Here is a 22239-nt window from a genome sequence, read left to right on the forward strand (position 1 = left end):
GGTGCGCCTGCTCGGCGCGGGCGGTGTCGCGGCAGCGCCCGCCCAGGGCGCGGCGGCAGGCTCGACGCTGGACCTGCGCTTGCGTGGCGATCTGGTGCGCGCCACCAATTCCGATACCGGCCAGCCCTTGCCGCGCATCGCGCCGGCGCGGGTCGGCGCCAGCCTGGCCTGGGCCCAGGGCGCCTGGCGCGCGGGTGTCGGCTTCGACCACCTCGCGGCGCAGAACCGCGTGCCGGCCGACGGCTCGCGTGCGACCTCGGCCTACACCTTGTGGAATGCCTCGCTCGGCTACCGCACGGACGTCAGCGTGGGCGGCAGGCGCAGCAGCCTGCTCTGGTACGCGCGGCTGGACAACATCGGCAACCAGTTGGCCTACAGCGCGACCTCGATCCTGACGACTACCGCCTACCCCAGGGCGCCGCTGCCGGGCCGCAGCCTGAAGGTGGGCTTGCGCGCGGACTTCTGACGCGGTCCGGGGATCAGGGCGCCAGCCGTTCCCGCAGCCAGCCCTCGCCCTCGCGCCGGTAGCGCAGCCGGTCGTGCAGGCGGCTCGGGCGGCCCTGCCAGAATTCCCAGGTATCGGGCACCAGCCGGTAGCCGCCCCAGTGCGGCGGGCGCGGCGGCTGGAGCAGGAACTGGGCGCCGTACTTGGCGGCGTTGGCCACCAGCAGGCCGCGGCCGCTGATGACCTGGCTCTGCGGGCTGGCCCAGGCGCCGATGCGCGAATCCAGCGGCCGGCTGGCGAAGTAGGCGTCGCTTTCCTCCGCGCTGGTGGGCTCCACGCGGCCCTCGATGCGCACCACGCGCTCTAGCTCCACCCAGTGGAACTGCAGCGCGGCAAAGGGGTTGCCCGCGAGTTGCCGGCCCTTGCGGCTTTCGTAATTGGTGTACCAGACGATGCCGCGCGCGTCATAGCCCTTGATCAGCACGATGCGGGTGCTGGGCCGCAGGTCGCTGCCCACGGTGGCCAGCGTCATGGCATTGGGTTCGGGCAAAGCGGCGCCCAGCGCCTCCTGCAGCCACTGGTCGAACTGCTGCAAGGGGTCGGCATGCGAGGCCTGCTCGTCGAGGGCGGCGCGCCCGTAGTTCTTGCGCAGGTCGGCAATCTCGGTGGAAATCTGGCTCATGGCAGTATTGTGCCGGCGCACGCCTCCTTCCCATGCAGCAGACCTCCCCCCTCCTTGCGTTCCGGCCCACGGTGCTGGTACTGGCCTCTGGCCGGGGCGAGCGCTTTCGTGCATCGGGCGGTACGGTGCACAAACTGCAGGCGCTGCTCGGCGGCACGGCGGTGCTGGAGCGCACGCTGGCGGCGGTGCGCGAAAGCGGCTTGCCCTGGCACCTGGAGCAGGCGGCGCACCCCGGCATGGGCGACGCCATCGCAGCAGCGGTGCGGGCCACGCCCAACCCACAGGGCTGGCTGATACTGCCCGCCGACCTGCCGCTGATCCGCCCGCTGAGCCTGCTCCACGTGGCCGAACGGCTGGAGCGGGGCACCCTGGCCGCCGTGGTGCCCTGGGTCGCCGGCAGACCCGCGCATCCGGTCGGGTTCGCGGCATCTGCCGGGCCGCAACTGATGGTGCTGCGCGGTGACGAGGGCGCCCGCAGCGTGCTGCACGGCTTGCGCGCCTTGCACATGGTGGACGACATCATCCTTGACGACCCCGGGGCCGTCGCCGACGTCGACACCCTGGCCGATCTGGCCGCGGCCGAGCGCCTGCTCAGCGGCGGGTGATGACGGCGCAGGCCAGGCGCGGGCCGGAATTGCCGGCGGGCTGGCTCACGTAGTCGTCCGGATCGCGGTGCACGATCAGGCCGCGCCCGATGACGTCGGCCGGCCCGCTGCCGACCGCGGCAATGCGGTCGTCCGCGCTGAAGGTGGCCACGCCGTTGGCGTCGGCATGCAGGCTGGGCAGGTCGCCCGCGTGGACGCCGGGCTGGCCGAAGCGGCCGTGCATGGCCGCCATGGGGTTGAAGTGGCCGCCGGCGCTCATGCCGTCGCCACTGGAGCAGTCGCCCTTTTCGTGGATATGGAAGCCGTGCTCGGAATTGGGCGGCAGGCCGCGGATCGTGCCGCTGACGTGCATCACGTCGCCCTGCTGCACGAATTCGACCATGCCGGAGACGGTACTGCCGCGCGTGGGCTGCAGTTCGGCCACGGCGCGGGGCGGTGCGGGGGTATTGCTGGCGCAGCCCGCCAGCAGCAGGGCCGCGAGGCCCGCGGCAAGGACGGGCAGGGCAGTCGGGGAATGGTGCATGGAAGAGCCTCGGCAAGAGAACATTTGGCCGACGACTCTACGGTTCTACTTGCGCGGTGGTGCATCCGCTTGTGACAGACGCAGCAGCCGCGCGAGCGCCCGGTCCTCGATGCCCAGCCGCCGCAGCGCCTCGTAGGTGCTGTGGGCATAGTCGCGCGTGCTGCCGAAGCGGCCGCTGGCGGCGGCGAAGATGCGGCGGTAGTCCTCATCGCTGAGCATGCCAGTGTGGCTCGGACTGGTGCGCGACAGCGTGAAGGCCAGCGCGCTGACCGGCCCCTGCGGCGTGGCGCAGCGCAGCCAGCGCGGGTCGTACACACCGGTCACCATCTCGCGCTCCCAGAGGGCGGCGAGGGTGTCGCGGCCGCGCGCTCCTTCGACGCGGAACACCATGCCGCGGCAACTGCCGCCGCTGAGCAGCCCGAACACCAGGCCCGGGAACTCCGGCGTGCCGCGGTTGACGCGGCTCCACATCTTCAGCGCCCGGTGCCAGCCGTGCACCCGCGCCGCGCGCCGCTCCGCATAGGGAATGTCGGGGCGCCAGATGAGCGAGCCATAACCGAAGACCCAGAGATCGTCACGGCCGCCCCAGCGCGCCAGGGTGTGCTGCAGCATGGCCGCGGGATCGCGCCCGCAAAGGGGCGCCGGCAGCGACGATGGGGACGACATCTACAATTTAGAGGCAAAACCCCAATTTTCATCCAGGTGTCACTCCCATGAGCTTCTCGCACGACGAAGACGGCCCGCAGCGCCTGGCTTTGGGGCTGGTGGCGCTCGTGGTGCTGCTGGTGGTCGCGAGCGTTGTCGCGGCCGGTGTGTTCCATGCGCGCCACAAGCCGGTGCGGCGGGCGCCGGCCGCGCCTGCATCCGTGTCGTCGGACGCTGCGCGCGTGGCGATCGAGGATGGCATCGTCAAGTTCTACTTCGCGCCGGGCAGCAGTGCGCTGGCGCCCGGGGCCGAGCAGGCGCTGGCCAACGTCGTCAAGGGCGTCACGGTCGGCCGCAGGGCGCTGGTGCTCGGCTATGCGGGCGCCTCCATCGGGCCGCTGGACACCAGCTCGGTGGATGCGTTGCGCGTGGTCAACGTGCGCGAGGTCCTGCGGGGGCTGGGGCTGCCCGAGGACAAGATCGAACTGCGCGGCCGCGTAAGCACCACGCCCACCACCCCGTTCGGCAAGGCTGACGCGGCGAATCGGGTGGACGTGATGCTGGTGGACTGATACGACTTGGCCTCGCGCCTTGCCGCCGCAAGCGTCGGATTCTTGATGAAATATGCCTGTAGCCCAGGTAAATCCTGGGCTTCTAGCTATATATTTTGTAGCATCGTCAATCCACCGTAATGCCATTGGTCTTGACCAGCGCGCTCCAGCGCGAAATCTGTCCGTCGAGGAAGGTCTTGAATTCCTGCGGCGTGTTGCCGACCGGTTCGATGCCCATGGACAGCATGCGCCGCTGCACCTCGGGCTGGCGCGTGGCGTCGCGCACGGCGGCGGCCAGGCGGGCGATCACCGGCTGCGGGGTGCCGGCAGGCGCGAAGAAGCCGTTCCACTCGACCACCTCGAAGTCCTTGTAGCCGCTCTCCTGCACCGTGGGGACATCCGGCAGCGCCTCCATGCGGTGCGCGCCCGTGGTGGCCAGTGCGCGCAGCCGTCCCGACTGTACATAGGGCAGGCCGGAGACCGGGTTGGCGAAGTACGCCGATACCTGGCCGGCCAACAGATCGGTGATGGCCGGCGCGCCGCCCTTGTAGGGCACGTGCACCCAATCGATGCCGGCGTCGCGCTTGAGCATTTCCGCGGCCAGGTGGGCCGAGCCGCCGGCGCCATAGGAGGCGTAGTTGAGTTCCCCCGGATGGGCGCGGGCGTAGGCCACCAGATCCTTGAAGGTCTTGTAGGGCGCATTGGCGGGCACGACCAGGATGTTGGGCATGTTGATGGCCTGGGACACCGGCGCCAGATCCCTGACCGGGTCGAAGGGCAGCTTGCGCAGCACCGCGTTGACCGCATACGGGAAGGTGTCGAACAGCAGCGTGTAGCCGTCGGCGGGCGACTGCAACACCGCTTGCGCGGCCAGCACGCCGCTGGCGCCGGGGCGGTTTTCCACGATGACCGGCTGGCCGAGCAGCGCCGACAGAGGCTGGGCCAGCAGGCGCGCATTGGCATCGGCGCCACCGCCAGCGGCATAGGGCACGAGGACGCGGATCGGCTTGGTGGGGAAGGCGGCTGGCTGCGCCGGCGTGGCCAGCGGCAGCAGGGCGGCGCCGGCGGCCGCCAAAAAAAGGCGGCGGGTGCCGCGCAGTGGATGCAGTCTCATGGATGTCTCTCTTATAGGCAGTGAAAAGCGCGCGGAGCACGTGCAGGGGTTGCAGGGACAATAGCGCCGGAAGCGCGCCTGTGAAACTCCAATTTCTCCAGACCCTGCTAGCCGTGCTGCAGCACGGCTCGTTCGCGGCCGCCGCCAAGGACGTCAACCTGACCGCGAGCGCGGTGAGCCAGCAGATGCAGCACCTGGAAATCTACTTTGGCCAGCCGCTGTTCGATCGCTCGGCCCGGCAGGTGCGGCCGACGCCGTTCGCGCTCGAGATCGCCGGCACGCTGGCGCAGACGGTCGATACGCTGGAGGCGCTGCGCAGCCGCCAGGGCGTGGCGATCACCGGGCGCATCCGGCTCGGCACGGTGGAGTCGGCGCAGGTGGCGCTGCTGCCGGCAGCCGTGCAAAAGTTGCGCGAGCGCGCGCCGACGCTGGAATACGCCATCTCCAAGGGCCTGTCGAGCGCGCTGATGGACGACGTGAAAGCCGGCCGCATCGACGCCGCCGTGCTGGTGCGGCCGCAGTCGGGCGGGTCGAGCCGGCTGAGCTGGTTCCCCCTTCTGCGCGAAACCTTCGTGATGATCGCGCCGCCCACGGCGCGCCTGGCCGCGCCGGCCGAACTGCTGCGCCGCTACGACTGGATCCGGATGGACCCGGTCACCACCGGCGGGCGGATGGCCGCGCAGTACGTGCAGCGGATCGCGCCGCGCCTGCGCGAGGCCTTCGACCTGCCCGGCACCGAGGCCATCGCCGCCATGGTGTCGGCCGGGCTCGGCGTGTCGGTGGTGCCGGCGCTGCGCCAGGAACTGCTGCAGGCCTACCCGATGCTGCAGGTGCCGCTGGGCCGTGGCGCACCGGTGCGCCAGATCGCGCTGGTGTGCCGGCCGGCCGATGCCGAGAGCCGGCTGATGCAGGCGGTGCTGGAGGCGTTCCATGGTGCGGTGCGGCGGCGCTATGGCGAAGAAGCGATGGCTGGCGCTCAAAAGCCGTAGAGCCGGGCCGGGTTGTCGACCAGCACGCGTTGGCGTGCCACGGCATCCGGTACCCAGGAGGCCCAGCGGTCCAGCAGCGCTGCGTCATCGGGTGTGTGTTGCTGCTCGGTCGGGTGCGGCCAGTCGCTGCCCCACACCAGCCGCTCGGGCGCGCGCTGCAGCAGCGCGGCCGCCACGGCTGCGCGGCTGTCAGCCTCACCCGCAGGCGCTGCGTCCAGATAAGGGCCGGACATCTTGACCCAGGCGCGACCGCTGTCCAGCAGACGTGCGACCACGTCGAACGCCGGGTGTGCCACGCCCTGCGGGTGCGGCAGGCGGGCCATGTGGTCCAGGACCGTGGTGCAGGGCAGGCGCTGAAGCAGGGCGGCATGCTCGACGATCTGGTCGCCGCGCCAGTGCAGTTGCACATGCCAGCCCAACGGCGCGATGCGGCGCGCCAGCGGCTCGACCATGTCGAAGCGGGTAACTGCCGTGGCCGGGTTGAACAAGGTGAAGCGGATGCCGCGCACGCCAGCGGCATCCAGCGCCTGCAGCGTGGCGTCATCCACGTCGGGGTGCAGCACCGCTATGCCGCGGGTGCGGTCTGCGCCCAGTTGGACGATGGCGTCGAGCGTGACCCGGTTGTCGGTGCCGTACACCGTGGGCGTGACCACCACCGTGCGCTGGGTGCCCAGCCGTGCCTGCAGCCGTCGGTAGTCGGCAGCGGTGGCCTGGGCCAGCGCGCGCTGCGGGTCGCCCAGGCTGGGAAAGCGCCGGTCATGGATGTGGATGTGCGCGTCGCAGGCGTTGGCCGGCATCGTCAGCTTCGGAGCGGCCGTGCCCCGGGAGTGGGGGACGGCGGTGCCGTTCATGCGGCAGCGCCCTGCCGTGCGACCAGCGCCGCCACGTAGTTGCCCAGCGCCAGAGAAGACGTAAGCCCGGGCGATTCGATGCCGAACAGGTTCACCAGCCCGGCAATGCCGTGCTGGGCCGTGCCCTGGATCACGAAATCGTTGGCGCCGTCCTGCAGCGACGAGCCCGGCCCTTGCAGGCGCGGGCGGATGCCGGTGTAGCCGGGCTGCAGGTCGCCCTCGCGCAGGCCGGGGTAGTAGCGGCGCACCGCCTGGTAGAAGGCGGCTTCGCGGCTGGCGTCGAACTGGTAGTCCATGCTCTCGCGCCAAGACAGATCGGGCCCGAACTTGCACTGCCCACCCAGGTCCACCGTGACGTGGGCGCGCAGGTCGCCCTCGCGGTTGGTGGGATAGACCAGGTGCTTGAAGGGCGAGCTGCGCGCCAGCGTGAAGTAGTGTCCCACCGCGTAGTACAGCGGCGGCACCTGCGCCGCCGGCATGCCGGCGATGGCGCGCGCCACCCGCTGCGCGCCCAGGCCCGCGGCGTTGACGACGGTGGTGCACAGCAGCTCGGTGGCGCCGTCGCCGCGGCCCGCGCGCAGCACGATGCCATCCGCCGTGGCCTCGCCGTGGGTGACCGGGCTTCGCGGCGCCAGCACCGCGCCGTGGCGTTCTGCGTCGCCCAGGTAGGCCAGCATCAGCCCATGGCTGTCGACGATGCCGGTGGAGGGCGAGAACAGCGCGCCCACGCAGGCCACCGCGGGCTCCATGGCGCGGGCCTCGGCGGCGCTGAGCCGTTGCAGGTCGGTCACGCCCTGGGCGGCGGCCAGCGCCAGGTACTTTTCCAGGTCCGGCAGATCGGACTCCTGTGTGGCGACCACCAGCTTGCCGATGCGCCGGTGGCCGATGCCGCGCTCCTCGCAGTAGGCGTACATCGCGGCCTTGCCGGCCACGCACAGCCGGCCCTTGAGCGAGCCGGGCGCGTACGAGATGCCGGCATGGATCACCTCGGAGTTGCGCGCGCTGGTCTGGGTGCCGATGGCGTTCTCCGCTTCGAGGATGAGGACTTCCCGGCCGGCGGCGGCCAGCGCGCGCGCGATGGCCAGGCCGACCACGCCGGCGCCGATGACGGCGCAATCAATCCTGTCCATGGCGTGCTCCTGTGCCGTCGTGGTGGCTGGCCCGCGCTGCGGCGCGCACGATCGCGTCGTGCTGGCCCAGCGCCGGGGCGGCGAACGGGTCGGGGCCGGGCGTGCGCCGGAAGGCGATGGCACGGGTGAAGCCGCGGTAGCTGCCGAGCGAAGGGTGCTCGAAGCGGGCGATCATGTCCTCGACCTGCACCTGCGGGAAATCGAACATGTCCTCCACCGCGCGGGCCGCGGCGCAGGGCACCTCGTCGCCAAACAGGCGCTCCCAGTCCAGCGCGCTGCGCCCGGCCAGCGCCGCGTGCAGCTTGGGCAGGATTTCCTCCTGGAGCCGCGCGCGCTTGCGCACGCTGTCGTAGCGGTCGGTGGCGAGCAGCTCGTTCAGGCCGGTCTTCTCGCACAGCGCGCGCCAGAAATGCGGCGTGTTGGCCGATAAGTAGATCCAGCCTTCCCGGGTGGGGTGGATGCCGGTGACGCCGCCGGAGCGCATGTCGCGGCCGACCTCGCGCGGCTCGCCCCGGGCCCACACCAGGCGCGCCGACTGCATCGCCAGCGCCGAGCGCAGCAGCGACACGCCCACATGCTGGCCACGGCCGCTCTTCTCGCGCTCATACAGGGCCGAGGCCACGCCGGCGGCCACCATGGAGGCGGCGTAGTAATCGACCACCGAGCCGTAGACGATCTGCGGCGCCGCGCCGGCGGGCGCCTGCAGGGCGCACATGCCGGTCATGGCCTGCAGCACCTGGTCGTAACCGGCCTTCTCGCGCAGCGGGCCCTGCTCGCCATAGCCGGTGACTGCGCAGTAGATCAGGCGCGGGTTGATGGCGCTGAGGCTGTCGTAGTCGATGCCCAGGCGCGCCGGCACGCTGGGGCGGAAGTTGTGCACCAGCACATCGGCGCTGCGCACCAGCCCGCGCAGCACGGCCAGGTCTTCAGGCTGCTTCAGGTCGAGCACGGCGCCCAGTTTGCTGCGGTTGACGCCGAGGAAGGCGCGGCTTTCGGCCTCCAGCGTGGACGGGTACTTGCGCAGGTTGTCGCCGGCGGGCGGCTCGATCTTGATGACCTCCGCGCCCTGGTCGGCCAGCAGCGTGCAGCCATAGGGGCCGGCGATATAGGCGCTGAGGTCGAGCACGCGCACGCCGGTCAGGGGTCCGCGCGGGCCGGTGCGCACGGGAGGGGAGGAAGAAGCATCAACGGTCATGGCGGCAGTCAGGGAAGGCAGGGGAAACAGGGGAACGGTTCAGGCGCCAATCAGGCCCAGCCGCCGTGCGCTGGCGGCGATGGCGCGGGCCCGCGCGAGGAAGGGGGCGTCGATCATCCGGCCGTCGACCACCCAGGCGCCTACGCCGCCGGCATCGGCCGCGCCAGCGGCCTCCAGCACCTGGAGCGCGTGGGCGATCTCGGCATCGCTCGGCCGGAAGGCGGCGTTGGCCAGCGCGATCTGGCTGGGGTGGATGCAGCTCTTGCCCAGAAAACCCAGCCGGCGCGCCATGGCGGCTTCGGCGCCGTAGCCATCGGCATCGCGGATGTCGGCAAACGCGCCGTCGTAGGCGAACACGCCGGCTTCGCCCGCGGCCATGCGCACCGCGAACATCACCTGCTGCACCGCGGCGGCGTCGCGGCGGTCCACGCCCATGGGCTCGAACAGGTCGCCCAGGCCTAGCTGCAGGCCCGCCACGCGCGGGTGAGCGCCGGCCAGGGCTGCGGCATTGCGCAGCGCGCGCGGGGTCTCGATGTTGAGCAGCAGTCCGACCGGTTGCACGACGCCGTGGTCGCGCTCGGCGCGCAGCAGCGCTTCGGCGGCCTCGATCACCTGCTCCGGCGTCTCGGGCTTGGGCAGGTTCAGCAGGTGCAGGCCTGGGCGCACGACGGCGGCCAGATCGGCTGTGAAGTGCGGCGTGTGCAGCGCGTTGACGCGCACGATCAGCGTCTTGCCGTGGCCGCCCGCGCCCGCGCTGGCGATGAAGCGGCCGACGGCGTTCCGCGCCTCGGCCTTGCGGGCTTCCACTACCGAATCTTCCAGGTCGAAGGACAGGGCATCGGCGTCGCCCTGCAAGGCCTTGCCGAAGAGTTCCGGCCGGGATCCGGGGACGAACAGTTTGCTTCTCATGGGCGGTTGAGCGGGACTCAGGAACGTACGCGCCTCAGGCGGCTGCCAGGGTAGCCGCCAGTGTGGACCAAGCCACACGGCAGAAGCACCAGAAAAACTGGTCTTTTGAGTTCCGAAACATCGTGCTTGGAGCGCGTTTTCCTCGGTAGGATCGCGCCGCTATTGCTATTAAGGAGACAAGAATGCCCCATATCCCGTTTCGCCGTGCCGTGCTCATGGCCGGTGTTCTGTTCGCATCGCACGGCGCCACCTTCGCGCAGCCCACTGCCTACCCCACACGCCCGGTCACGCTGGTGGTGGGCAGTGCCGCCGGCGGCTCGAATGACGTGTTCGCCCGCGCCATCGGCAAGCGCTTGCAGGATGCGCTGGGCCAGCCCTTCGTGGTGGACAACAAGCCCGCGGGCGGCGGGGTGATCGCCAACAGCACGGTCGCGCGCGCACCGGCCGACGGCTACACGCTGGCGGTGGTGTCGTCCACCTTTACCACCGGCGCGGCCATCCGGCCTAACCTGTCCTATGACGCGGTGAAGGACTTCAAGCCGGTCGCGCTGCTGGCCAAGGGCCCGCTGCTGGTCACGGTCAACAAGGACACGCCGTACAAGACGATCCAGGAACTGGTCGCCGCCGCCAAGGCCTCGCCCGGCAAGCTGAACTACGGCAGCTCTGGCGCCGGCAGCATCAACCAGTTCGCCACCGAGCTGTTCGCGGACGCCTCGGGTTCCCACTTCCTGCACGTACCGTACAAGGGCATGGGCCCGGCCACCAATGACCTGCTGGGCGGCCAGATCCAGATGCTGGTGGCCAGCGCGCCGTCCATCATGCCGCAGGTGCGGGCCGGCCGGGTGCGGGCGCTTGCGGTCACCACGGCCGGCCGCTCGCCGGTCGCGCCCGATCTGCCTTCGCTGGAAGAGGCCGGCTACCGAGGCAGCGCGGTGGACCTGTGGTGGGGCGTGCTTGCGCCGGCGAACACGCCGCAGCCCATCGTCGACAAGCTCAATGCCGAGATCAACCGCCAGATCCAGTCCGAAGACATGCGCAGCTTCTTCCTGAAGGAGGGCGCGGAGCCGGCCGTCATGAACCCGGCCGAGTTCGCCGGCTTCATCGCCGCCGAGGTATCGCGCTGGAAGGATGTGGCGAAGAAGGCCGACATCAAGGCGGATTGAGCCCGGAGTCTTTTCGTAACCGGTTCGTACCTGCGCATGCTCGCGGGCCGGGCGGCGGGGGTAGGATCGTCCGAATACACGGCGCAGCCGCGGGTGGGCATGCCCCACCGGGCCAGTCTGCCGCCATTCGCCGTCCCCGGAGCCCCGCATGACACTTCACCCCACCGTACGCGGCGTCACCGACCGCATCCGCGAGCGCAGCCACGAGCGGCGCAGCGCCTACCTGGCCCTGGTCGAGCGCATGGCCGGCCGCACGCCCGGCGCCGAGCGCATGGGCTGCGCCAACGTCGCCCACGCCTTTGCCGGCATGCCCGCCAACGACAAACTGCGCGTGGTGGCCGAGCGCGCGCCCAACCTGGGCGTGGTCACGGCCTACAACGACATGCTGTCGGCCCATGCGCCGTTCCAGCACTACCCCGACATCGTCAAGGACGAGGCGCGCCGCGGCGGCGCCACGGCCCAGGTGGCCGGCGGCGTGCCGGCCATGTGCGACGGCGTGACGCAGGGCATGCCCGGCATGGAGCTGAGCCTGTTCAGCCGCGACACCATCGCCATGTCCACCGCCGTTTCGTTGTCGCACGACGTGTTCGACGGCGCGCTGATGCTGGGCGTGTGCGACAAGATCGTGCCCGGCCTGCTGATCGGCGCGCTGCACTTCGGCCACCTGCCCACCGTGTTCGTGCCGGCAGGGCCGATGACCAGCGGCCTGTCCAACAAGGAGAAATCCAAGGTGCGCGAGCAGGCCGCCCAGGGCCTGGTCGGCCGGCCCGAGCTGCTGGCGGCCGAGCAGAAGGCCTACCACGACCAGGGCACCTGCACCTTTTACGGCACCGCCAACAGCAACCAGATGCTGCTGGAGGCCATGGGCCTGCACGTGCCGGGCACCGCCTTCGTCAACCCCGGCAACGCCGCGCGCGAGGCGCTCACGCGCGAGGCCACGCGCACCGCGCTGGGCATCATCCGCGGCAAGCGCTTTGCGCCCATCGGCCAGTTGGTGGACGAGCGCTGCATCGTCAACGCCATGGTTGCACTGCTGGCCACGGGCGGCTCCACCAACCACCTGATCCATTGGGTGGCCGTGGCGCGCGCGGCCGGCATCACCATCGACTGGAACGACTTTGCCGCGCTGTCTGAAGTGGTGCCGCTGCTGTCGCGCGTCTACCCCAATGGCAGCGCCGACGTGAACCAGTTCCAGGCTGCGGGCGGCCCGGGCTACGTGATCCGCGAGCTGCTCGACGCCGGACTGATGCACGAAGACGTGCTCACCGTGCGCGAAGGCGGCATCCGCGAGTACACCCGCATCCCCGCGCTGGAGGAGTGCGGCGCGCTGCGCTGGCACGATGCCGGCGCGTCAAAGGACGACAGCGTGCTGCGCCCGGCCACGGCGCCGTTCAGCCCCATCGGCGGGCTCAAGCTGCTGTCGGGCAACCTGGGGCGCAGCGTGATCAAGGTCTCGGCCGTGCCGGACGATCGCCATGTGATCGAGGCGCCGGCCGCGGTGTTCGACTCGCAGGACGGCCTGCAGAAGGCCTTCCACGATGGCAGCCTGGAGCGCCTGTGCCAGCAGGGCGACAACGGCGTGGTCTGCGTGGTGCGCTGGCAAGGCCCCAAGGCCAACGGCATGCCCGAGCTGCACAAGCTCACGCCGCCGCTGGCGGTGCTGCAGGGCAAGGGCTACCGCGTGGCGCTGGTGACCGACGGGCGCATGAGCGGAGCCTCTGGCAACGTGCCGGCCGCCATCCACGTCTCGCCCGAGGCGCTGGCCGGCGGCCCGCTGGCCAAGGTGCAGGATGGCGACCGGGTGCGGCTGGACGCCAACGCCGGCACGCTGCAGGTGCTGGTGGCCGAGGCCGAATGGAACGCACGCCCGCTGGCACAAATGCCGGCGGAACTACAAGACAACAATGGCGCGGGCATGGGGCGCGAGCTCTTTGCCGGCATGCGCCGCAACGCCCTGACGGCGGAAGAAGGAGCCTGCACATGGCTGTGAACAAGACACTGAGCGCACTCGACGTGATGCGCGACGCCCCGGTCATCCCGGTGATCGTGCTGCACGACGTGGCCCATGCCGTGCCGCTGGCGCGTGCGCTGGTGGCCGGCGGCATCCGCATGCTCGAAGTGACCCTGCGCACCCCGCAGGGCCTGGCTTGCATGGAAGCCATCGCCCGCGAGGTGCCCGAAGCCGTCGCCGGCGCCGGCACCGTGCGCACCGCCGCCGACGCGCAAGCCGTGGCCAAGGCCGGCGCCCGCTTTGCCGTCAGCCCCGGCTACACCCGCGCCGTAGGCCAGGCCTGCCGCGACCTGGGCCTGCCGCTACTGGCCGGCGTGGCCACCGGCAGCGAAATCATGGTGGCGCAGGAAGACGGCCTGACCGAACTGAAGTTCTTCCCCGCGCTCCAGGCCGGCGGCGCGCCCATGCTCAAGGCCTGGAACGGGCCGTTTGGCGACGTCACCTTCTGCCCCACGGGCGGGATCCATGCGGGCAATGCGGCGGAGTTCTTGGCGCTGCCGAATGTGGCTTGCGTGGGGGGGTCTTGGTTGACGCCGGTTGATGCGATTGCCAGCGGGGATTGGGGGCGTATTACGCAGTTGGCGCGGGAGGCGTCGCAGTTGATGCGGCCAGGGCGGGGCTGATATTTATAGAGGGAAAATGCTTGAAGCCCAGGTGGATCATGGGCTTTTAGCTATTAATTGAGTAGCGAGTTGGTGTGGAGCGCTGTGGATAGGGTGCACGCAGGTCGTAGGGCTGCCCTTGGGTTCGAGAGACGGTGGTGGGCTCTTTTCGACCCTAGTCAGAAGTCAAAACTAACGGCGCATTTGCAGCGTGAGCCGTCTGTCGATGCCGACAGGCGTATTCACGCTCGCTGCCAACGAGCGGTCAGTCAGCGCAGCGATCAGAAGGTTCACCAGCCCGCTACGCGCAAGGCGCTTTATCTCCGAAGATATCGCGCCCAGAATCATCGACTCCGCTGGCAACCAAAAGATCACCCCCGGGCGTCTGCGGCCACAGCCAGTTCCGCCGCTTGGATGGACTCCGCCGCCATGACCATCCGAAGGCTCTCGCGGTACTGCTCTGCCGCCGCCGCATGCACCACTTCGACCACTGCGTCGTAGTTCGCCCGGATCACCGCTTCGATCTCTTTGAGGTCGGCGCGGAAGAACTCTTTGCGCCCGTTGACCTTGTTCATGCGCCCTACTGCAAAATGCGCGTGCAGCTTTGCCTCGAGCGCCGGTGCGTTGTCGGAGAACACCAGTGCGTGCACGTCGAACCGAAATGGCACAGAGGCATCGCCTAGTTCGTCGACTCGATCCATGGGCTCCAGACGTCGTGTCATTCCAATCTTGTAGACCCCCTCGCCGAACGCGCCGATGTTCGAGATCACGTATACGTAGCCGGCTCGAGCGTTCTGCTCGCGGTAATCCAAGAGTCGCTCTTCTTCATCAAGCGCCCGGTTTTTCTGCACCACTTCGGTGAGGCGTGCCTGCAGGTCTTCACGCTCTTGCTCGTTCTGCGCGCTTGCCAACCGAAGTTGTAATTTCTGAATTGCACTGGCAAAGTGCCGACGCTCCTTGTCGATCTTGGCACGCACCTCGCGGATTTCGCGCTCCAGCTTTTCCTGCTCACGCTGGTCCTCGCGAGCCTGGCGCGCCATCTCTTTCTCCTCGGCGCGCTTCACTTGGAATTCGTGAGCCAGGTGCAGCTCTGCCAACTTGCGCTGAAGGACCACTTCCGTCCACCAGCACTCTGTCCGCCTGAGCAGTTTGTTGCAGGCGTCGAAAGACCGGCGGATGCGTTCTTCCATGCGGTCGAAGTTGTTGAACTTGACGTTGTCGATGCAGTTCTCGCACTCGCTGTTGAATGCGCGCAGCGAGAGCTTTAAGACATCCTTGCGCAACTGTTTCCACTCCGTCTTTGTCAGCGTGACCCCCGCGTGGTCCCAACTTTCGACTTCCTTGCTCAATCTTCGGGCCGACTCTTTCTGCTCCTCACGGATTGCATCCAGACGGCCTTTGTAGTCGGCGCTGTTGGTGAATTGATACTTGGGCAAGTACAGCGCGAACGATTCGAGCTCCACCGTGTCCTCTGCAACCAGGATTGCCTTCTGGATGTCCTTCAAATTTCGAAAGGCGGCGTCCACTTCGGCCTGGGCCGCTGCCACATGCGCCTTGGTCTGTGCAAGCCGGTCTTCCTCCATTTTGACTAAGCCTTTGATTTCACCCAGACTCAGTAGGCCGCATTGCTGCAGTTGGCCCTCCAGCACCTCACAGCGCTTTCGAAGTTCGTCGGCAGACGACTGCGAAGCCTTCAGCTCTTGCTCTAATCGTTCGGCTCGGACCCGGTGCTTTGTTCCGCTCCAGAAGTCACTGAGTGTCATCCGTACTCCACTTTTTGTTCCGGTTACGATGACTGTATCCGGGGTGAAAGTTTTAGCCATAGCTGCCGATCATTTGGTTTGACTCGACCGGCGGCTCCCAGTCTTGAGCCGCCACTCGTAGAGCTGAGACGAAGAGCTTCTTCTGGCCGACTCTCTGCGCCGTCTCCAACGCATTGGTGTTGTCGCCCACCAAGACATCGACGCCATGCCGTCCCCACGACAACCGCCCGCTACGTACTCTCCCGCACCACCAGCGCATAGTCCAGCCGCACGCAGCGCCCCTCCGCCCCACCGCCGCGCATCAGCTCCAGCAGCATCGTCGCACCCGCTTGCCCGACCTCACCACGCGGGGTGCGCACGGTGGTCAGCGGCGGCACCATCTGGTCGCTGCCGGCCAGGTCGTTGAAGCCGGCCACGGCGATGCGGCCCGGCACGGGCACGCCCAGGCGGTTGGCGGCCAGCAGGCCGCCCTGGGCGATGTCGTCGTTGCAGAAGAAGATGGCGTCCACCTCGGGCTGGCGCTGCAGCACTTCTTCGAACAGACGCGCGCCCAGCGCGATGGATGAGCGCTCGGGGCTCAGCAGTTCCAGCCGTGGGTCGTACAGGCCGGCGGCGCGCAGGCAGCGGCGGTAGCCTTCGGCGCGCTGCAGGGTGCGCGGGTCCAGTTGCGCGGCGCAGAAGGCGATGCGGCGGCGGCCGCGGTCGAGCAGGTGCTGGGTGATGGCGGCGCCGGCGTCGATCTGCGAGAAGCCGACGCAGTGCACGCCGGGGGCGTCGCTGGTTTCCATCAAATGCACGCAGGGCACGCCGCTGCGGGTGATGAGCTGGCGCGCGGTTTCGCTGCGGTCAAAGCCGGTCACCAGCAGGCCGGCCGGGCGGTGCGGCAGGTAGGTGCGCAGCAGCAGTTCTTCTTCCGCGGTGTCGTAGTGGGTCACGCCGATCAGCGGCTGGTAGCCGGCGGGGAACAGCACGCGGTGCACGGCCTCCAGCAGGTCGACGAACAGGGCGTTGGAGAGCAGGGGCACCAGCACCAGCACCTGGGTGCTGCGCTGGGAGGCGAGGGCGCGCGCGGCGGGGTCGGGCACGTAGCCCAGGCGCTCGGCGGCGGCGCGCACGCGCTCGACCAGGGCTGGGTCCACGCTGCGCTCCTGCCGCAGCGCGCGCGAGACGGTGATGGGGCTGACCTCTGCAGCACGGGCAACGTCTGCGAGGGTGGTGCGGCCGCTGTTGCGGCGCCGGCGGTGCGCTTCGGTCAAGGGTTAGTCCTTATGGATTGCCTTCGATTGTCTTTTAGGATAGCGCTATCCGGCTGCAGGGTTTTCCGCAGGCGGATTCTTTTTATGTGATGCCCTCGTGCTGCGCACCTTGAGTGGTGGGGTGGCGCGGGGGCCTGCAACCCCTGCAACTTTCTTGAATTCTGCCTTGACTTCATTGGATAGCGCTAGCCAGCATGCGACCGGACGGGCCATCGTCGTCATGGGCGTCTCCGGCTGCGGCAAATCGAGCGTGGGCAGTGCCTGCGCCCAGGCCCTGGGCTGGGCCATGCACGAGGGCGACAGCTACCACTCGCCCGAGAGCGTGGCCAAGATGCGCGCCGGCATTGCCCTGACCGATGCCGACCGCAGCGGCTGGCTCGACCGGCTGGCCGGCCTGCTGGCATCGGCGCCGGCCGGGCAGGGCCTGGTGCTGACCTGCTCGGCCCTGCGCCGCCGCTACCGCGAGCGCCTGCGCCAGGCGCGGCCCGGCCTGGGCTTCGTGTTTCTGAAGCTGGACTACGCGGCGGCGCAGGCCCGCGTCGGCGCGCGGCCCGGGCACTTCTTCTCTCCCACGCTGGTGGCCGACCAGTTCGCCACGCTGGAGTCGCCCGAGGGCGAGCCCGGCGTGCTCACGCTGGACGCCACCGCGCCCATCGCCGCGCTGGCGGCCCAGGTCGTGGCCTGGCTGGGCGCCGCGCCGCCAGTTCCCGTTCCCACCGACATGCCTGGAGATGCCGCATGAGCCATTCCGAGACACCCGCCCCCCCGCCCGGCAAGCTCAAGCGCGCCGCCGAAATCACCATGGTGGCGGCGCTCGCCGGCATGGTGGTGGCGGTTTTCGTCAACGTGGTGCTGCGCTACGTATTCGCCACCAGCATCGTGTCGTACGAGGAGATTTCGCGCCTGCTGTTCGTGTGGCTGGTGGCGATCGGCGCCATCGTGGCCGCGTTCGAGGGCAAGCACCTGGGCTTCGACATGCTGACGTCGCGCCTGCAGGGCACGCCGCGCAAGGCGCTGTACGGGGTCAGCCAGTTGCTGGTAGGCGGCTGCATGGTGCTGCTGCTGGTGGGTTCGTGGGAGCAGGTGAAGGCCGGCATGAACAGCTTCAGCACGGTGCTGGGCTACCCGCTGGCCCTGGGCGCGGCGGCCACGCTGGTGCTGGCGGCCGGCCTGCTGGTGGTGGTGCTGCGCGACCTGTTGCGCGGGCAGGCGGCCGACCACGGCGCCGAGCTGGGCGTGGAATAAGGAGCGCCCCATGGTCGTGACTGCCATTTTCCTGTTCGTGCTGATCGGCGGCATGGTGATCGGCATGCCGATCGCGCATTCGCTGGTGCTGACCGGTGTCGCGCTGATGTGGCACCTGGACTTCTTCGACTCGCAGTTGCTGGCGCAGAACCTGCAGGCCGGCTTCGACAACTTCCCGCTGCTGGCGGTGCCCTTCTTCATCCTGGCCGGCGAGCTGATGAATGCCGGCGGCCTGAGCCGCCGCATCATCGATCTGGCGCGGGCCTTCGTCGGGCATATCCGCGGCGGCCTGGGCTTTGTCGCCATCGGCGCGGCGGTGCTGCTGGCCTCGATGAGCGGCTCGGCCATTGCCGACACCGCCGCGCTGGCCACCATCCTGCTGCCCATGATGCGCCAGCAGGGCTACCCGAGCAGCTACAGCGCCGGCCTGCTGGCCTCGGGCGGCATCATCGCGCCGATCATTCCGCCGTCCATGCCCTTCGTGATCTACGGCGTGACCACCAACACGTCCATCAGCAAGCTGTTCCTGGCCGGCGTGTTCCCCGGGCTGATGATGGGCCTGTTCCTGATCCTGGCCTGGGGCTGGATCGCGCGCAAGCACCGGCTGGCCTCGATGGAGCGCGTGGCCTGGCCCGACCGCCTGCGCGCGCTGCTGCACAGCTTCTGGGCCATGATGATGCCGGTCATCATCCTGGGCGGCCTCAAGGGCGGCATCTTCACGCCGACGGAGGCGGCCGTGGTGGCCGCGGTCTATGCCTTCTGCGTGTCGATGTTCGTCTACCGCGAGCTGGACTGGAAGGGCGTCTACCAGGTGTTCCTGGCCGCCGGCAAGACGACTGCGGTGGTGATGTTCCTGTGCGGCGCGGCCACCGTCACCGCCTACATGATCACCCTGGCCGACCTGCCCAACATGCTGGCCGACAGCTTCTCGGGCGTGATGGGCAACCCGATGCTGTTCATGGCACTGATGATGGTCTTCCTGCTCGTGGTGGGCACCGCCATGGACCTCACGCCCACCATCCTGATCTTCGGCCCGGTGTGCGCGCCGCTGGCCATCAAGGCCGGCATCGACCCGGTGTACTTCGGCTTCATGTTCATCTACGTGGGCTGCATCGGCCTGATCACGCCGCCGGTGGGCACGGTGCAGAACGTGGTCGCCGGCGTGGGCCGGCTGCGCATGGAGACCGTGATCAAGGGCACCACGCCCTTCCTGCTGATGTACGTGGCGCTGCTGGTGCTGTTCGTGCTGTTCCCCTCGCTCATCACGGCGCCGCTGCGCTGGATGCACTGAACCCGTTCTCTCTCACCCTTCATCCAAGGAGACTCCCATGCGCATCAAGTTCGTCCTCGCCGGCCTCGTGGCCGCCCTTGCCGCCGCCGGCGCCGTCCAGGCGCAGGATTTCAAGCCGCGCCTGGTGCGCTTCGGCTACGGCCTGGTGGACCAGTCCAACCAGGGCCGCGCGGTGCGCTACTTCGCGCAGGAGGTCGAGAAGGCCACCGGCGGCAAGATGAAGATCCGCGCCATCGGCAACGCCGCCCTCGGCTCCGACACGCAGATGCAGCAGGCGCTGATCGGCGGCGCGCAGGAGATGATGGTGGGCTCCACCGCCACCCTGGTCGGCATCGTGCCCGAGATGGCAGTCTGGGACACGCCCTTCCTGTTCAGCAGCACCAAGGAGGCCGACGCCGTGCTCGACGGCCCGGTGGGCGAGAAGATCAAGGGCCTGCTCGAACCCAAGGGCATGGTCGGCCTGGTGTACTGGGAGAACGGTTTTCGCAACCTCACCAACAGCAAGCGCCCGGTGCAGAAGCTGGAAGACCTGGGCGACGTCAAGCTGCGCGTGATGCAGAACAACGTGTTCCTCGACAGCTTCAAGGCCCTGGGCGCCAACGCCGTGCCGCTGCCGTTCTCCGAGCTGTTCACGGCGCTGGAAACGCGCGCGGTCGATGGGCAGGAGAACCCGTTCAACACGGTGGTCTCCAGCAAGTTCTACGAGGTGCAGAAGTACCTCACCGTGACCAACCACGTCTACAGCCCGTGGATCGTCACCGTCAGCAAGAAGTGGTGGGACACCCTGAGCCCGGCCGAGAAGAAGGTGCTGCAGGACGCTGCCGTGAAGAGCCGCGACTTCGAGCGCAAGGACACGCGCGAGGAAGCCGCCAAGGCGCTGGCCGAACTGAAGGACAAGGGCATGCAGGTCAACGAGCTGCCCGCGGCCGAAGCCAGGCGCATGCGCGACAAGCTGGTGGCCGTGAACGCCGGCATCGCCAGGAGCGTGGGGCAAAGCACCTGGGACGCGGTACAGGGCGCGGTGGCGCAGGCGCGCGGCACGGCCCAGTAGGAATTCATAGGAAATAGGGCTGAAGCCCAGGTATTTCCTGGGCTTATAGCTATATATTTAATAGCAATTCATCTACGCTATTCGCTTCAGGCGCTTCTTGCGCCAGACCAGCCGGTAGTAGGCCGACTGCAGCACCAGCATGGCGGTGAAGGCGGCCGGGTAGCCGATCCAGATGCCGTCCACGCCCATGTGCCGCGACAGCACCCAGGCCACCGGCACCTCCACCGCGGCGATGCAGAAGATGGCGATGCCGGTGGGCACCAGCACCGTGCCGCTGGCGCGCATCACCCCGGCCACCACGCTGGCCATGCCGAAGATGATGCTGCTCCAGAGCATGATGTGCAGCAGGCCCTGGGCCAGGTCGATCACCTGCGGGCTGGTGATGAAAAAGCCCATCAGCCGGCGCGAGAACAGGTAGCCCAGCAGCACCAGGCTGCCGGTCAGCACCAGGTTCATCCACAGCCCGGTGCGCGTGATGGCGCCCAGCCGCTCCGGCCGGCCCGCGCCGATCGACTGCGCGCCCAGGACGGAGGCGGTAATCGCAATGGAGATCGCCGGGAACTGCACATAGGCCACCACCTGGTTCACCGCGCCGTAGGCGGCCGTGGCCTCCGAGCCAAAGCCGTTGACCATCCACAGCAGCGCCACCTCGGCCAGCGCGATGGTCACCATCTGCACGCCGGTCGGGATGCCGATGCGCAGCACTTGCTTCAGGATGCGCGGATCGATGCGCATGTGGCGCAGCAGCTCGGCATCGGGCGCCAGCGGGCTCCTGCGCCGCCGCAGCCGCCAGGCCATCCAGGCGGTGGAGAGCAGAAAGCCCAGCACCGTGGCCCAGGCGGCGCTGGTCACGCCCAGTTGCGGCAGGCCGCCCCAGCCGCGGATCAGAGCGGGCGTCAGCAACAGGCCGACGCCGCTGGAGATGCCCAGCGTCAGCAGCGGCGTGACGGTGTCGCCCACGCCGCGCAGCATGGCCGTGGCCAGCAGGAACACGAACAAGCCGGGCATGGCGATCAGCATGATGCGCGCGTAGGCGGTGGCCTCGGGCAGGATGTCGGCCGGCGTGCCCAGCGCCACCAGCAGCGGGCGGGTGAGCGTGCCGCCGAACACGGCGGCGAACAGGCCCAGGGCGATGCCCGCGCCCAGCGTGGTGCCGGCCACCGCCTTGGCCCGCGCCGTGTCGCGCGCGCCCCAGGCCTGCCCGATCAGCACCGACGCGCCGGCCCCCAGGCCGATGCTGAAGGAGATCAGGAAGAACAGCACCGGGAAGAAGCCGGCCACGGCGGCCATGGAGCGCACGCCCAGCATCTGGCCGATGTAGACGTTGTTCAGCGTGCCCGAGAGCGACTGCAGGATGTTGCTCAACAGCATCGGGCCGAGGAAGCGCGCGAACACCGCCCACAGCGGGGCGTCCGGCGCGGGGGCGCCGCGGGGCGGGGCGGCGCTGCTCATCGGCTGGCCTCCCACGCGCCGGCGGCCAGGGCGTGCGCGTAGCGGCGCACGTCCTCGGGCCAGGCGCGGGTCAGCAGCTCGAAGCGCGACTGGTCCTGCGCGAACAGGGCGCGCAGGGCTTCCTCGTAGCCCGGCAGGTTGCCGCCGATCGCGGTCATGAAGCGGTAGGCCGCCTCCTGCGCGGCCCGCACCTGGCCGCGCCCGCCTTCGACACGGCGCGCCTGCAGCACCAGCCGCCGCAGCGTCACCGAGGCGCCGCCGGGCTGGCGCGAGAGCCAGTCCCACTGGTCCGGCAGCAGCGTCACTTCGCGCGCCACCACGCCCAGGCGCGGCCGGCCGCGCGGCCGTGACGGCGCCTCGGCCGCAGCGGGCGCCGGCAGGCCAGGCACCTGCAGATCGATCAGTTGCCCGCTGTCATCGTCGAACACCAGCACCTGACCCGGGTCGGGCGGAGCCAGGGTAGCGAGCCGTGCGGCCACGTCCGGCCTTTGGCCTGAAGCGATGCAGTGGAAGCCCAGAAAGGCGGTGCAGGTGCCCGTGGCGGGCCCGGCCGCCGCGGATGAAGGGGGGGCGGAATGCGGCATGGAGATGTTGGCGTGGTTTTTTGCATTATACCCGGGTCAAATATCGCGCACCATGCGTCTTCATCAGGGTCTTGGGTTGACCGACTTCGCGTTGCGGTGCAACAATCCGCGCACTTTCACTTTGGAGCCCCGTGCGTGGACAGTGCCAGTTGTTGTAGCGACGCGAAGCCCGCCGTGACGGC

General features: G+C 69.2%; 23 protein-coding genes. 11 read left to right on the forward strand and 12 right to left on the reverse strand.

All coding sequences use genetic code 11. The features are described from left to right. Nucleotides 1-466: TonB-dependent receptor domain-containing protein (locus tag JHD63_RS06685; RefSeq protein WP_198969966.1), on the forward strand; the 466-nt coding region annotated here is incomplete at its 5' end. A 13-nt stretch (nt 467-479) separates the two neighbouring features. Here JHD63_RS06685 and pdxH read toward each other — a convergent pair. After that, nucleotides 480-1127, reverse strand: coding sequence for a pyridoxamine 5'-phosphate oxidase (pdxH, locus tag JHD63_RS06690; RefSeq protein ID WP_198969967.1), 648 nt, complete (start codon nt 1125-1127; stop codon nt 480-482). A gap of 32 nt (nt 1128-1159) precedes the next feature. Between pdxH and JHD63_RS06695 the strand changes: the two genes are divergently transcribed. Continuing rightward, a complete protein-coding gene (locus JHD63_RS06695) occupies nt 1160-1732 on the forward strand; it encodes a nucleotidyltransferase family protein (protein WP_198969968.1) in 573 nt (190 codons plus the stop codon). On the opposite strand, the gene JHD63_RS06700 is transcribed toward JHD63_RS06695, so the two are convergent. Together JHD63_RS06700 and JHD63_RS06705 are read right to left on the reverse strand one after the other, a co-directional pair. Continuing rightward, nucleotides 1719-2255 (reverse strand): superoxide dismutase family protein, encoded by a 537-nt coding sequence (locus tag JHD63_RS06700; RefSeq protein ID WP_198969969.1) that lies wholly within the window; start codon nt 2253-2255, stop codon nt 1719-1721. The genes JHD63_RS06695 and JHD63_RS06700 overlap by 14 nt on opposite strands. Before the next feature lie 45 nt (nt 2256-2300). Beyond that, nucleotides 2301-2867 (reverse strand): gamma-glutamylcyclotransferase, encoded by a 567-nt coding sequence (locus tag JHD63_RS06705; RefSeq protein ID WP_198969970.1) that lies wholly within the window; start codon nt 2865-2867, stop codon nt 2301-2303. A 101-nt stretch (nt 2868-2968) separates the two neighbouring features. Between JHD63_RS06705 and JHD63_RS06710 the strand changes: the two genes are divergently transcribed. Continuing rightward, on the forward strand, nt 2969-3472 hold the full coding sequence (locus JHD63_RS06710) for an OmpA family protein (protein WP_198969971.1): 504 nt from the start codon (nt 2969-2971) through the stop codon (nt 3470-3472). Between the two features lie 106 nt (nt 3473-3578). Here the strand turns inward: JHD63_RS06710 and JHD63_RS06715 are convergent, their stop codons facing one another. After that, complete coding sequence (locus JHD63_RS06715; RefSeq protein ID WP_198969972.1) at nt 3579-4565, reverse strand: tripartite tricarboxylate transporter substrate binding protein; 987 nt, start codon at nt 4563-4565, stop codon at nt 3579-3581. 80 nt (nt 4566-4645) lie between these two features. Here JHD63_RS06715 and JHD63_RS06720 point away from each other — a divergent pair, with 80 nt between their 5' ends. Next, complete coding sequence (locus JHD63_RS06720; protein WP_198969973.1) at nt 4646-5554, forward strand: LysR family transcriptional regulator; 909 nt, start codon at nt 4646-4648, stop codon at nt 5552-5554. Here JHD63_RS06720 and JHD63_RS06725 read toward each other — a convergent pair. From JHD63_RS06725 to JHD63_RS06740, 4 genes are read right to left on the reverse strand one after another with little or no spacing between them, the layout of a single operon-like run. After that, complete coding sequence (locus JHD63_RS06725) at nt 5542-6405, reverse strand: amidohydrolase family protein (protein WP_198969974.1); 864 nt, start codon at nt 6403-6405, stop codon at nt 5542-5544. The two genes, JHD63_RS06720 and JHD63_RS06725, sit on opposite strands and share 13 nt — an antisense overlap. Then, entirely contained in the window at nt 6402-7535 is a 1134-nt protein-coding gene (locus JHD63_RS06730; RefSeq protein ID WP_198969975.1) for an NAD(P)/FAD-dependent oxidoreductase, read from the reverse strand. The genes JHD63_RS06725 and JHD63_RS06730 overlap by 4 nt, the downstream gene beginning before the upstream one ends. Further along, nucleotides 7522-8730, reverse strand: a complete 1209-nt coding sequence (locus JHD63_RS06735) for a CaiB/BaiF CoA transferase family protein (protein WP_198969976.1) — start codon at nt 8728-8730, stop codon at nt 7522-7524. The genes JHD63_RS06730 and JHD63_RS06735 overlap by 14 nt, the downstream gene beginning before the upstream one ends. A gap of 39 nt (nt 8731-8769) precedes the next feature. Further along, nucleotides 8770-9639, reverse strand: coding sequence for an HpcH/HpaI aldolase/citrate lyase family protein (locus JHD63_RS06740; RefSeq protein WP_198969977.1), 870 nt, complete (start codon nt 9637-9639; stop codon nt 8770-8772). Nucleotides 9640-9821: 182 nt separating this feature from the next. Between JHD63_RS06740 and JHD63_RS06745 the strand changes: the two genes are divergently transcribed. The 3 genes from JHD63_RS06745 (at nt 9822) to eda (ending at nt 13436) form a co-directional block, all read left to right on the forward strand. Continuing rightward, a complete protein-coding gene (locus tag JHD63_RS06745) occupies nt 9822-10802 on the forward strand; it encodes a Bug family tripartite tricarboxylate transporter substrate binding protein (RefSeq protein WP_198969978.1) in 981 nt (326 codons plus the stop codon). 148 nt (nt 10803-10950) lie between these two features. Next, on the forward strand, nt 10951-12792 hold the full coding sequence (edd, locus tag JHD63_RS06750) for a phosphogluconate dehydratase (protein ID WP_198969979.1): 1842 nt from the start codon (nt 10951-10953) through the stop codon (nt 12790-12792). Then, the gene (eda, locus tag JHD63_RS06755) at nt 12783-13436 is read left to right on the forward strand and encodes a bifunctional 4-hydroxy-2-oxoglutarate aldolase/2-dehydro-3-deoxy-phosphogluconate aldolase (RefSeq protein ID WP_198969980.1); all 654 of its coding nucleotides are present in this window, start codon (nt 12783-12785) and stop codon (nt 13434-13436) included. Before edd ends, eda begins: the two co-directional genes overlap by 10 nt. 350 nt (nt 13437-13786) lie before the next feature. On the opposite strand, the gene JHD63_RS06760 is transcribed toward eda, so the two are convergent. Together JHD63_RS06760 and JHD63_RS06765 are read right to left on the reverse strand one after the other, a co-directional pair. Continuing rightward, nucleotides 13787-15178 (reverse strand): DUF4041 domain-containing protein, encoded by a 1392-nt coding sequence (locus JHD63_RS06760; protein ID WP_198969981.1) that lies wholly within the window; start codon nt 15176-15178, stop codon nt 13787-13789. A 230-nt stretch (nt 15179-15408) separates the two neighbouring features. Next, on the reverse strand, nt 15409-16434 hold the full coding sequence (locus tag JHD63_RS06765) for a LacI family DNA-binding transcriptional regulator (protein WP_198969982.1): 1026 nt from the start codon (nt 16432-16434) through the stop codon (nt 15409-15411). A 220-nt stretch (nt 16435-16654) separates the two neighbouring features. Between JHD63_RS06765 and JHD63_RS06770 the strand changes: the two genes are divergently transcribed. The 4 genes from JHD63_RS06770 to JHD63_RS06785 are packed head-to-tail and all read left to right on the forward strand — an operon-like array spanning nt 16655 to nt 20021. After that, the gene (locus JHD63_RS06770) at nt 16655-17176 is read left to right on the forward strand and encodes a gluconokinase (protein ID WP_198970008.1); all 522 of its coding nucleotides are present in this window, start codon (nt 16655-16657) and stop codon (nt 17174-17176) included. Continuing rightward, nucleotides 17173-17679 (forward strand): TRAP transporter small permease, encoded by a 507-nt coding sequence (locus JHD63_RS06775; RefSeq protein ID WP_198969983.1) that lies wholly within the window; start codon nt 17173-17175, stop codon nt 17677-17679. Before JHD63_RS06770 ends, JHD63_RS06775 begins: the two co-directional genes overlap by 4 nt. A 10-nt stretch (nt 17680-17689) precedes the next feature. Beyond that, complete coding sequence (locus JHD63_RS06780) at nt 17690-18970, forward strand: TRAP transporter large permease (RefSeq protein WP_198969984.1); 1281 nt, start codon at nt 17690-17692, stop codon at nt 18968-18970. Between the two features lie 37 nt (nt 18971-19007). Then, on the forward strand, nt 19008-20021 hold the full coding sequence (locus tag JHD63_RS06785) for a TRAP transporter substrate-binding protein (RefSeq protein WP_198969985.1): 1014 nt from the start codon (nt 19008-19010) through the stop codon (nt 20019-20021). Nucleotides 20022-20093: 72 nt separating this feature from the next. Here the strand turns inward: JHD63_RS06785 and JHD63_RS06790 are convergent, their stop codons facing one another. Together JHD63_RS06790 and JHD63_RS06795 are read right to left on the reverse strand one after the other, a co-directional pair. Further along, nucleotides 20094-21473 carry an MATE family efflux transporter gene (locus JHD63_RS06790; RefSeq protein ID WP_198969986.1) on the reverse strand — a complete coding sequence of 460 codons (1380 nt, stop codon included), beginning with the start codon at nt 21471-21473 and terminating at the stop codon, nt 20094-20096. Next, nucleotides 21470-22057, reverse strand: coding sequence for a DUF2239 family protein (locus JHD63_RS06795; RefSeq protein ID WP_198969987.1), 588 nt, complete (start codon nt 22055-22057; stop codon nt 21470-21472). The genes JHD63_RS06790 and JHD63_RS06795 overlap by 4 nt, the downstream gene beginning before the upstream one ends. Nucleotides 22058-22239: the final 182 nt, after the last annotated feature.

This window comes from Xylophilus sp. ASV27 (genome assembly GCF_016428875.1).
GTDB lineage: Bacteria > Pseudomonadota > Gammaproteobacteria > Burkholderiales > Burkholderiaceae_C > Xylophilus.